The 10256-nt window shown below is 42.0% G+C and carries 13 protein-coding genes and 1 pseudogene; 8 read left to right on the plus strand and 6 right to left on the minus strand.

Annotated elements, in window-relative coordinates:
• Positions 1–52: 52 nt before the first annotated feature.
• From FBF75_RS04110 to FBF75_RS20000, 3 genes and pseudogenes are all read right to left on the minus strand, one after another.
• The gene (locus tag FBF75_RS04110; RefSeq protein ID WP_007499116.1) at positions 53–958 is read right to left on the minus strand and encodes a fumarylacetoacetate hydrolase family protein; all 906 of its coding nucleotides are present in this window, start codon (positions 956–958) and stop codon (positions 53–55) included.
• A gap of 18 nt (positions 959–976) precedes the next feature.
• Positions 977–1303 (minus strand): hypothetical protein, encoded by a 327-nt coding sequence (locus tag FBF75_RS04115; protein WP_048001711.1) that lies wholly within the window; start codon positions 1301–1303, stop codon positions 977–979.
• Between the two features lie 274 nt (positions 1304–1577).
• Positions 1578–1628, minus strand: a pseudogene (locus tag FBF75_RS20000) (hypothetical protein); the annotation flags it as partial.
• 203 nt (positions 1629–1831) lie between these two features.
• On the opposite strand from FBF75_RS20000, the gene FBF75_RS04125 reads away from it, so the two are divergent.
• From FBF75_RS04125 to FBF75_RS04160, 8 genes are all read left to right on the plus strand, one after another.
• Positions 1832–2926, plus strand: a complete 1095-nt coding sequence (locus tag FBF75_RS04125; RefSeq protein WP_136944463.1) for a CotH kinase family protein — start codon at positions 1832–1834, stop codon at positions 2924–2926.
• Positions 2927–3048: 122 nt separating this feature from the next.
• Positions 3049–3210 carry an aspartyl-phosphate phosphatase Spo0E family protein gene (locus tag FBF75_RS04130; protein WP_008348605.1) on the plus strand — a complete coding sequence of 54 codons (162 nt, stop codon included), beginning with the start codon at positions 3049–3051 and terminating at the stop codon, positions 3208–3210.
• A gap of 127 nt (positions 3211–3337) precedes the next feature.
• Positions 3338–3559, plus strand: a complete 222-nt coding sequence (locus tag FBF75_RS04135) for a spore germination protein (RefSeq protein WP_003211745.1) — start codon at positions 3338–3340, stop codon at positions 3557–3559.
• Positions 3560–3573: 14 nt separating this feature from the next.
• Positions 3574–3807 (plus strand): spore germination protein GerPB, encoded by a 234-nt coding sequence (locus tag FBF75_RS04140; protein WP_035392485.1) that lies wholly within the window; start codon positions 3574–3576, stop codon positions 3805–3807.
• 31 nt (positions 3808–3838) lie between these two features.
• Positions 3839–4453 (plus strand): spore germination protein GerPC, encoded by a 615-nt coding sequence (locus FBF75_RS04145; RefSeq protein ID WP_136944464.1) that lies wholly within the window; start codon positions 3839–3841, stop codon positions 4451–4453.
• Positions 4450–4626: a germination protein GerPD gene (locus FBF75_RS04150; RefSeq protein ID WP_003210893.1), complete on the plus strand. Its 177-nt coding sequence runs from the start codon at positions 4450–4452 to the stop codon at positions 4624–4626. Before FBF75_RS04145 ends, FBF75_RS04150 begins: the two co-directional genes overlap by 4 nt.
• Positions 4626–5060, plus strand: coding sequence for a spore germination protein GerPE (locus FBF75_RS04155; protein ID WP_024720023.1), 435 nt, complete (start codon positions 4626–4628; stop codon positions 5058–5060). Before FBF75_RS04150 ends, FBF75_RS04155 begins: the two co-directional genes overlap by 1 nt.
• 22 nt (positions 5061–5082) lie before the next feature.
• Positions 5083–5301: a spore germination protein gene (locus tag FBF75_RS04160; protein ID WP_003211468.1), complete on the plus strand. Its 219-nt coding sequence runs from the start codon at positions 5083–5085 to the stop codon at positions 5299–5301.
• A gap of 47 nt (positions 5302–5348) precedes the next feature.
• Here the strand turns inward: FBF75_RS04160 and FBF75_RS04165 are convergent, their stop codons facing one another.
• Genes FBF75_RS04165 through sbcD form a run of 3 tightly spaced genes read right to left on the minus strand, consistent with a single transcriptional unit; the run spans position 5349 to position 10233 of the window.
• Positions 5349–5648 (minus strand): HNH endonuclease, encoded by a 300-nt coding sequence (locus tag FBF75_RS04165; RefSeq protein ID WP_048001713.1) that lies wholly within the window; start codon positions 5646–5648, stop codon positions 5349–5351.
• Positions 5649–5665: 17 nt separating this feature from the next.
• Positions 5666–9061, minus strand: coding sequence for an exonuclease subunit SbcC (gene sbcC, locus FBF75_RS04170; protein WP_136944465.1), 3396 nt, complete (start codon positions 9059–9061; stop codon positions 5666–5668).
• Positions 9058–10233, minus strand: a complete 1176-nt coding sequence (sbcD, locus tag FBF75_RS04175) for an exonuclease subunit SbcD (protein ID WP_007499123.1) — start codon at positions 10231–10233, stop codon at positions 9058–9060. The genes sbcC and sbcD overlap by 4 nt, the downstream gene beginning before the upstream one ends.
• Between the last annotated feature and the right edge of the window lie 23 nt (positions 10234–10256).

A 10256-nucleotide genomic window follows, 5' to 3' on the forward strand; every position in this document is an offset into this window, starting at 1 on the left:
CGTACCACGAAATAAGTCGAACACAAAGCGACAATCCTGTGTCAACACGCCTTTATTTGACGCGATTTGATAACGTCCCAATTGGTTCAATTGTTACTTCAACCTGATCGCCTGAGGCTAAAAATTTTGGCGGTTCAAAACCTTTGCCGACTCCAGAAGGTGTACCTGTTGCAATGATGTCTCCCGCTTCCAGCGTCATCCCTTTTGAAAGAGTTGACACAATGTCTTCAATTGGGAAGATCATTAATTCCGTACTGGCAGACTGACGAACCTCTCCGTTTACCTTTGTTTCTACATGGAGTGCTCCATGATCCTCGATCACTGACTTGTGAACGATATAAGGTCCCATTGGACAAGTTGTATCTAAACTTTTTCCGATGAAAAATTGTTTGTGTTTTTTCTGCAAATCTCTTGCCGTTATATCATTTAAAATGGTGTAACCGAAAATGTAATCGTGGACCTCTTCAGGAGCAATATTCTTTCCTGTTTTGCCAATGACAATGGCAAGCTCCCCTTCGTAATCCAATTCACTTGTCACATCTTCATGGAGAAGAATGTCCGCTTCATGCCCTACAACAGAGGTAGGCGCCTTTGTAAAGATCATCACGTCTTTAGGAATATCTGCCGCACTTCCCATTTCCATGACGTGATCTTGATAGTTTTTCCCAACACACATGATGTTTTTCGTTGGTTTTGGAATCGGTGCATGGAGTGTCACGTCCGAAAGCGGATAGACATAAGAGCCGCGGTCTTCTTCTTTTTTCTCCGCCCAATCAAGAAGCTGTTTGACGTGTTCGACAAACTTGTCCCCCATATTGATGCATTCAGATAAAGAGTTTGGCAATGTTTCTAGCTCAAATAGTTTTGCTTCTGCCTTTTTGACGTCCATCACCCATTCATCATCAATGACGACCCCGATAAACAATCTGTTATGTATCTCACCTGTAAAAAACTTCATGTCTTCCCCTCACAATCTTCATTTCACTACATTATGATGTCTCATTTTTATTTCTCTACGAAATAAAAAAAACCCTTTTTTATCATACTCTCTTTTAAAAAGGGTTTCAAAAATGAAGACCTGACATTTAGCGGTAGCGTCGATACTCCCACATATTCCCTTGATCCCATTTACGATCAACATTTCCTTGATGGCGGGAATGATGTTTTTTCTTTCCGCATCTTCGGCAAGAGTGACTCCGTTTGTGGTGATGAGAACGTTTAGATCGATAGCTGCGGTGTGATTTGCGGCAGCTTTTCTTATGATGTGATCTGTGTTTGCTGCGGCATGATTTTTTTGGTTCACTCTTTTTGCTGCGGCAAGACTTTTTGCTTTTATACGACTTTTTACTTTTGCATGGTTTCTCGCTCTTTACACTTTTTTTTGAGCAGCGACTTTTTTTAGAGCGATAGCTTTTTTTAGAACGATAGCTTTTATGGCTTTTTTTGCTGCGATGTGACTTACGGCAGCCTCCTCCACCAAAGAACCAGTGACGGCGATTTGAATGACGAGAACGAGATGATTTGTGCGAATGTCCCGATTCTGGTTCACGATCTAAGTGATGATCACGCCCCTCACTTCGAAGTGAATCAACTGCATGTTCAATATGCGAATGATCAAATGTGCTCACGAACAATTCCCCTCCCAATCTGTGCTCTGACAAAACAAACAGACAAAGCTGTTTATCTTCTCTGCTTTATGTTACGAGACTCGATAGACAAGTGTTCTTGGCGAATGCCTCTTTCTTAGAAAACTCCATGAATACCTACCAGCAGGTACAGGACATTCCTTCATTTTCATATAGTGGAGGAGATATAGGAGGGTGATGAACGCATGGACACAGAACCTTTAAAACAACTGGATATCTGGATTCATCCAAAAGATCTCATGGAATTAAAAAAGGACGTATGGAACGATGAACCCGTCGAGGCCATTCTGAAAACCGGCCAAACGAAGTCACATATTTATGCCTCATACCGAGGATCACACATCCGAAAGCTCAAGAAAAAATCCTATCAAATTGAATATCGAAAACCAAAGCAAAGACAGGGCGAATCCCTTTTTCACTTAAATGCAGAGTACAATGATCCTTCTTTCATTCGCAACAGGCTGTCTTTTTATTTCTTTGAACAAATGGGTGTGTTCAGCCCGACCGCTTCTCATGTGTTTCTTACTATTAATGGAAGAAAAGAAGGCATTTATTTAAAAATAGAATCTGTAGATGAGCTGTTCCTCCAAAAACGACAGCTGCATGGAGGCGGCATTTATTATGCTGTAGATGATGACGCCAATTTCTCTCTTTTAAGTTCATTTGATAAAAAGCCTAAAAAACATCTTCTTCTCGGTTATGAGAAAAAAACAGGAACACCTGAACACGACAAGCAGCTGAGTGAATTTATTTACTTTTTGAACACCGCAAGGGACGACACGTTTGCAAATAAGATTGAGCAGTACCTTGATGTAACACAATATTTCCGCTGGCTCATTGGTGTCGTGTGTACCCAAAATTTTGATGGCTTTGTTCATAACTATGCGCTTTATGTGAATGATCAAGGAAGGTTTCAAGTAATGCCTTGGGATTATGATGCGACTTGGGGTCGTGATATTCACGGAGAAGAAATGGCGTTTGATTATATTCCAGTCAGCGGTTTCAATACATTAACCGCTAGATTACTAGACATCCCTGCATTTAAAAGAGAATATTATGCCCTTTTCCAGCACGTACTAGATACACATTTTTTAGAAAAACAGCTTCTCCCCATCATTGAGTCATGGCATGCTTCGATTGAGCAGCGAATTGGAGATGATCCATATACGAAAAACCGACAAGACATGCTGCGTTCAGAGCGAGAATTAATCCGACAGTATATCAACAAAAGACGACGTTATTTACAAACTGAGATTAAAAAAGAGACATCGCGCCTGTAAAGACACTTTCGAATTTTGTCACTTTAGTTCTCATATTGACGAAAGAGCTTTTTTTATAGAAAAATAGGGTATACTAACCATATCCTTCTATTTGATAAAAAATGTGAGAGTTGGCGTCCGTTATGATCAATTATGAAATTGAACAAAAAAGATTACATTTGATTGAGACCGCAAAAAAATTCGGAATGAATGCCGAAGAAACTATCAGGTGCAGTCAAGAGCTTGACACACTCTTAAATAAAGGCATCAAAACCACCTCTAAAGAATGCTCGAATAAAGGGTAAACCATACACTTCATTCCTCTCATCAAAGTTCTTCAAAAAGACAATCACATATTAAAAGACCCATCATAAGCTATGGTGAAACGCCCAAAAACGAAGTGCCCTATTTTTCTAAAGGATGTGCACCGCTATGCCGGCTATTGTTGGAGCCTTTAAAGTAAATGCCGTCGGAACGAGCGGAGTCGTTCATGTTGGAGACTGCATCACCATTTCTCCAAATAGTCAGGTTAAAACGTTTGCCGGCGCAGGCAGTTTTAACACTGGTGATCAATTACGCATTAGCAACTATAAAAGTGTGACAAATACGTATGATAGTGATGTCATTGATCAACCGCTTGTTGGTAACTTGTAAGGAGTGAGAATCCATTGAACTTCTATATTAATCAAGCGATACAAATTAATTACTTACGTGTGGAGTCTGTGAGTAACTCATCCGTTCTGCAAATCGGCAGTGCTGGATCAATCAAGGCACTCTCCAATCTGTATAACACTGGAAGCTATGTAGAGTCAGCACCTGCCGCAGCAGGCACACAAGGAATTGAAGAGTCTCAAGGCGCAAGCACGGCACCTTTTGTACCGCTTCAGTCACCAACAACATAAGTTCATCTGCAATCCCCGGAGGTGTATGCATATGTATGACTATCAAAACAGCGCTTCACAAATGTATGGCATCATTCAAAAGCAAACACAGCAAATCATGATGCTTGAAAAAAGGCTTAACGAGCTTCAGCAGGAAATGCAAATGATCAAAGTTAAACCGACAACAACGATTGAACGGATTGATTATCAATTTGATCAACTGAAAATCGAGCGGCTGGAAGGCACATTAAATATCGGCCTCAATCCATCTGATCCAAATAGTGTTCAAAATTTTGAAGTGGGCCAAACAACAACCCCGGGAATTGGAATGATGCAGCAAGAAATGGCTGATCAATTTTTCAATCAAACACGCCAGCTTGTCGATGCATTCTTAAATGAAGAAGCACCGCAGCTTCTTGAAGAACTAGAGCAGCGATACGAAGGCTCGCTTGATGAAAGCAACAAACACCATATCATTGAGGACATTCGAAAACAAATAGACAGCAGAATCAAATATTATGCGGGGCAGCTGCCACAAAGGGAAGATATGACCCCGCTTCAACGTTCCGAGCAAATTGCTGAATACGTGAAACATGATGTCAAACGGGCAATCGAGCACTTTTTAGCCCATATTCCAAATGAAACGAAAGGAGAGGAAAACGGATGAATTTCACAGTCGTCAACCGCAACATCGAAACCGGAAGCATTAAAGTAGTTGGGGTATCGTCCTCTTCCCTATTTATTATCGGGGACACGGATCACGTACAACTGTCATCGATTTTCGATACACCGCCAGAATCATTAATTATTGGACCGTTTGTTCCTCTAGCCCCTCGATAATGATCAAGCGCACATCTCAAGTGAAGTTCTCGAAGGTGAATTCTGTCGGGATTTCAAGTGTTGTTCAAATTGGTGATACACAAGAGCTATGTCCGAACGTGAAGGTGTTAGCTGTTCAGCGAACCATTAGTTTGTTTTATGGAAATGAAGCTGAAAACCTAGATGCAAAAGAATTTGAAGTGTATTATGAGCCGATCCCATTGATGCTGCCAGAACGAGCGGTTAGAACGGCCTTTTATCATGAAAAGCCTCTCATTAAAGTTTCGTCCATTCATGTAGAAGGGGTCTCTTCCTCGTCTATCTATCAAATTGGCTCTACGTGCGGAATAAATGCCGTTGCGCGAGTGAAGCATATTCGAGAGTTATTTAGCAACAATGACGAACATCCGCCAAACTCACAATTGGACCTACCTGCGCATATGATGGTGATATGACTTCGAATAAAGGATGTCGATTATGCCAGCAATTGTCGGACCCATTTACATTAACTCGATTTCTGGGGGCGTCGTAAACGTCGGTGACTCATTTTATCTTTCGCCTAAAAGTTCTTCAAAATCTGCTTTAGGCTCTGGAGCGGGGAATACCGGAGATTTCTTGATTTTAAATAATGGCATTAGCGCCACCAACTATGTGGATCCTGACTTAAATGATCAGAATATGGTAGGCAATGCATAAAGCGGCTCCTCTTCACTCATTTCATTTAGAGGAGCGCTTTTTTATGTTTATTTCTTTCTGCGTTGTCTTGATTTCTTTGTTTTGACCAGCTTGCTTGCCGGCTGCTTTCGAATCCATTTGATGTACGGAACAAGCTTTTCATCTTGTCTTAGTGCATCCAGCGTATTCAAACGTGCGGCAAGCTCCTGGTTTGTATAAAGAGCATGTATCTGTTTATGGCAAGGGATACACAGGAAGGCAGTCGGTAGAAAGGCCCCTCCCTCTTCTCTTGGCGTCAAGTGATGTTCCGTAAGGACGACCTCTTGTCTTCCGCACAGCTCACATAATCCAATCGTTTGCTTTGCCATCCTGAGATCACCTCACTTTACATTAATTCCATCGAGACTGTTGTTCCTTTCCCGCTTGGATCTGCTGGGTGGACAATCAGTTTCTTTGGCAGTCTCATCTTTAATTCTTCCACATGGCTAATCACACCAACGGCCAAATTTTGAGACTGTAGCTTCTCTAATGCTGTAATCACCGTATCTAACAAGTCTTGATCGAGCGTACCAAATCCTTCATCTAAGAAGAAGAATTGCAGCGGGAACTCACCTCTCAGCTGAATTTGTGCAGACAGAGCAAGGGCAAGTGCTAAAGACGTCAGGAAAGTTTCTCCCCCAGACAAGCTGGATACCGGACGTCTGACACCTCCATTGGCATCATCCCGCATCACAAAACCGCCCTCTGAATCGACTTCAATGGCATACCTTTGTCTTGTCAAAATCCCAAGACGATGAGAAGCATCACGGCTGACACTTTCTAGCTGTTCTTCTGCTAGGAACTCAACAAATGTATTCCCTTTAAACACAGTTTGAAGCTTATCCAGCCGGTCAATTTCTTGCTGCAGTTCTTCAAGGCGTTCATGAATGCTTGCAAAGCGCTGATGGTTTGCTTCAATCACTCGCAGATGCTCTTGTGCAGATCCACTCAGCGCTGTCGCTTCTTCAAGCGCTTTTTCCGCCGCTTCTTTTTTTAGTTGAATGTCTGTCCACTCGTCTTCATCCAGCGACTCACCTTTTAACAGTTCAGAAATTCGCTTTAAGTTTGCTGCACATTGCTTTCTTTTATCCTCAAATTCATCAATTTCCTGTTTGACTGTAAGACGTACAGATCGATCCATTAAAGCAGGTGCTATCTCCTGAGGATGAGCAAAAGGAGTAGATGCTGTTTCTTTTTGCCACGCTTTCTCAGCTTCTTGTTTTCGCCGCTTCGCCTCTTGGAGCTGACGTTCACTGCTTGAGAAATGGCTTTGTGCCTCACTAAATAATTGCTGTGCATGCTTAAATTGCTCGTACGATTGCTGTTCTTTTTCATTTAAATGAGCAAGAGATTGTTGAACTTCGTCCAGTTCATCAGAAAGAGAAGCGGCTTTTAAAGGATATCGCTGTAAATCTGTTTCATATTGATCGATCAGGTGTTGCTGGCTTCCCAGCTGATGCGCCAGCTTATCGAGTTCCTTCTCTAGATCGTATATGGCTGTTTGCAGATGCTCTTTTGCCTGCTGTTTTTCCTCTAGAAAAGAAATACTCTTCTCAATACGCTCTTGATAACCTTCCGCTTGTTGATCCTTTTCGTCAATTTGTTGCTGCATTTCCTGCACTTGGTTGATTGTCAGGTGAGGAAAGGTCTGTTCAAATTGCGTCAGTTGTTCGGAAAGCTCAGATCGAAGCTCCTTGATCAGCATGTCTAGTTCTTGTATGCGCTGCTGCTCAAATGTCAGTTGATCTTTGACTTTGCTCATTTCTGCCGCTTGATCATAAGTGACGTCCATTAAACGAGCTCGTTTGCTTTCGATTGCTTGAATATCTTGTTTTACGCCTTTCCATTCTTGAATCAGCTGGTGCAAAGACTGCGGATTCTGTACTGCTTCTACTGCTGCAGCTACTTCCGAATCGGGGGCTTTTTGAGATAAAAAGGAGAACTGTTTAACTAATTGATTGGCATGCGTTTCAAGCAGCTGCTTTGCAGCAAACATGTCTCTAGCATATTCCTCTGCCTGCTTGAGCTCTTTATCCATTTTTACAATCCATTCATCAATTTGGGCAACCGTTTCTTCATGGTCATTGTCTATCACAGCATTTGGATCATGATGAATTGATCCACAAACAGGACATGGTTCACCGTCTACTAGCTCTGCCGCTAATTCTTTTCTTAATTCTGCCGATCTGACAACATCACGCTGTTTTAATTTTTCTTGTTTTTTGTCCTGCTCTTTATGACTCCATTCTGTAAGACCTCGTTCAAATTCACATACATAAAAATACAATTGTTCTATCGCTTGAAACGATTGATTTATTTTTTCATGATGATCTTTTTGCTGTTTTTGAAGCTTTTCATATGATTGTGTCGCCTGTGCTGAACGCTGTCTTAGCTCCTCAATCTTTTGTTCTTCCTTTTGAATACTCACATTCATTCTTTGAACATTTTCACTGAAACGAAGTGCGTCTTGTACAAGTTTCCGCTCTTTGACAGAGACTTGTAATTGTTCCAGCTCATGCTTCAACTGTGTTTGTTTCGCAAGCGCACGCTCTAATAAAGATTGCAGGTTTTCGGCTTCCGCTTTTTTTTGAGTCAATTGCTGCGCTTTTTCATGGTTTTGCTGCTCTAGTACGGTCTTTTCCTGAAGAGCTGTTTCTTTTTTTCGTTCAATTTCTTTTAATTGAATCAGCTGCTCTTTCTTTTGAAGAAGCTCTGGCTCATTTTCCATTTTCTTTTGCCGTGTTTGCTCATACTCCTGCGTCATTTGATCATAGATCGTTCGTTGATGAAGTAAATGTTTTTCTGCTTCCTGCTTCTCTTTTGATGCTTGAGAGAGCTGCTTTTCAGCCTTTGTTAATGCATCCGCATAAGGCTTTAATGTCTCTGCCTGCTCTGCAATGCGAAGTTGATTCTTTTTCTCTTCCATCGTGGATGCCAGTAGATTGAGTTTGTTTTGTTCCTTCTCGTACGCTTCTTGTTCCTTTTGATACTGCCAGATGGCTTGCGCTTTTGTAAAAGTAGTGAACGCTTCGTCCCGCGTTTGTTTTTTCTCAAGAAAAATAGCTTGCGCCTGCGCAGCTGCTTCTTTAGCTTTCGCTAATGCCTCTGGACCAGCTTCTCCTAATCCAGTCAGTTCAGCCAGCAGTTCGTTTTTCTGACCATAGTGATTTTGAGCCTTTGCGCGTAAACGTTTGACGAGCTGATCACCATATTTCTCCAAATTAAACAAACGCTGCAGCATTTGGCGTCTGTCGGCTCCTTTCAATGAAAGGAATTCCGCAAACTTTCCTTGGGGTAAAACAACCGCTCTCGTAAAATCGTCAATGGTTAAACCAAGTAATTCTTCTATTTTACGATTGACCTCACTTGCTTTATCTGCAAGAACTGTCTGCGTATCACCAATTTCAATCAATCGGCATAACGTCGTTCTAACCTTCATTTCATCTGCCCGTTTAAAGGCACGTTCCACTTTATAAGAAATATGGTGTTCCCTTTGCAAAGCGAACGTAAAGGAGACAGACAGCTTTTCTTCAGCTTGGTTCAAAATACCATGCGTATTATTGAGTGCACGTTCGACCTTGCCATAGAGTGCTAGTGTCATGGCATCTAATATAGACGATTTTCCGCTTCCAGTCGGTCCAAAAATACCAAACACACCTGCATCACATAAGGAGCTAAAGTCAATGGTTTGCTCTTCTCTGAAGCTATGAAGTCCTTTAATGGTTAGCGTGATCGGCTTCAATTCGCTTCCTCCTCTTGCATGTCATTGGCAAGCTCTAAAAATAGCTTGACGGTTTTTTCATCAGGTAGACCTCCACCTGTCTGACGCTCATAAAATTTCACGAACCGCTCTTCAATCGAGAGCTTTTCCACTTGTTTTTGTTCTTCTTTTTGCTGTAACTCTTTAAACTTTGGTCTAATATGGACAAATCCACTATGCTGTTTTCTAAGCTGATGAATTTGTTCGATCGACAGCTGATCTGTTAAGTGAATCTCTAAATCAATCCAGGCTTGAAGATCCCGCTTTTCATCCAGCCAACTGTGTACTTGGCTCAGTCCTTCAGTCGCCTTCCACTTCATAAGTGGTTTACCGCTTGATAAAAACACTTCTTTCCAGCTTGCTGTTTCATTCGGTTTTGCATCTACAATGGTGACTGATTTGGCGTAGCCTGCTTCAGAAAAGCTGTATGCAAGTGGAGAGCCAGAATAGCGGGCAATCGTTTTGGCACGTTTAATGGTTTGGGGGCGATGCAAATGCCCCAGTGCGACATAACAAGCCGCCTCAGGCAGACTTTCGGCCGCAACGGTATATGCGCCTCCCACTTCAATCGGCCTTTCCGAATCCGTTTGACTGCCACCTGCCACATAAATATGACTTGTTGCGATATTGACCGTATCCGCCTGAAATTGGTTGCTTAAATGTTGAAACATTTGTTGTATTTTTAAATTGTACTGATCACGGAGCAGTTTCTCTTCAAATGTTTCAGCCAGCACCTCGTTTAGCCTTGCTTCGGATGGGTAAGCGAGTGCGGCAATAGATAGACGTTCACTTGCAGAAGGAACATCGACATGAATTAAATCATTTGTCGGATATCCAATTAAATGAATCCCCTGCTCATTCGTTAAAGGAGATGCGGCTGATAAACGGTCTGGGTTATCATGGTTGCCAGAGATCACAACCACCTGACGCTTTCCTTTATCAGATAATGCAGACAGACTTTCATAAAAAAGCTGTTCTGCGCGAGCAGGAGGGTTCACTGTATCAAAGGCATCGCCTGCCATCACAATGACATCAATGTGTTCATCCTTGACGATTTGATTTAATTCATCTAAAAACTCCGCTTGCTCTTCAAGCCTGCTTCGGCCTTCAAGGGTTTTCCCTAGATGCCAATCCGCTGTATGCAGAATCCTCATGTGATTCACCTCTCATTCATTCC

Source organism: Bacillus sp. S2(2019) (assembly GCF_005144805.1).
GTDB classification, from domain to species: Bacteria; Bacillota; Bacilli; order Bacillales; family Bacillaceae; genus Bacillus; species Bacillus altitudinis.

Coding starts and splice junctions, on each gene's coding strand:
- FBF75_RS04110 (WP_007499116.1), bottom strand. CDS start 958: ATGAAGTTTTTTACAGGTGAGATACATAACAGATTGTTTATCGGGGTC.
- FBF75_RS04125 (WP_136944463.1), top strand. CDS start 1,832: ATGGACACAGAACCTTTAAAACAACTGGATATCTGGATTCATCCAAAA.
- FBF75_RS04130 (WP_008348605.1), top strand. CDS start 3,049: ATGATCAATTATGAAATTGAACAAAAAAGATTACATTTGATTGAGACC.
- FBF75_RS04135 (WP_003211745.1), top strand. CDS start 3,338: ATGCCGGCTATTGTTGGAGCCTTTAAAGTAAATGCCGTCGGAACGAGC.
- FBF75_RS04145 (WP_136944464.1), top strand. CDS start 3,839: ATGTATGACTATCAAAACAGCGCTTCACAAATGTATGGCATCATTCAA.
- FBF75_RS04150 (WP_003210893.1), top strand. CDS start 4,450: ATGAATTTCACAGTCGTCAACCGCAACATCGAAACCGGAAGCATTAAA.
- FBF75_RS04155 (WP_024720023.1), top strand. CDS start 4,626: ATGATCAAGCGCACATCTCAAGTGAAGTTCTCGAAGGTGAATTCTGTC.
- FBF75_RS04160 (WP_003211468.1), top strand. CDS start 5,083: ATGCCAGCAATTGTCGGACCCATTTACATTAACTCGATTTCTGGGGGC.
- FBF75_RS04165 (WP_048001713.1), bottom strand. CDS start 5,648: ATGGCAAAGCAAACGATTGGATTATGTGAGCTGTGCGGAAGACAAGAG.
- sbcD (WP_007499123.1), bottom strand. CDS start 10,233: ATGAGGATTCTGCATACAGCGGATTGGCATCTAGGGAAAACCCTTGAA.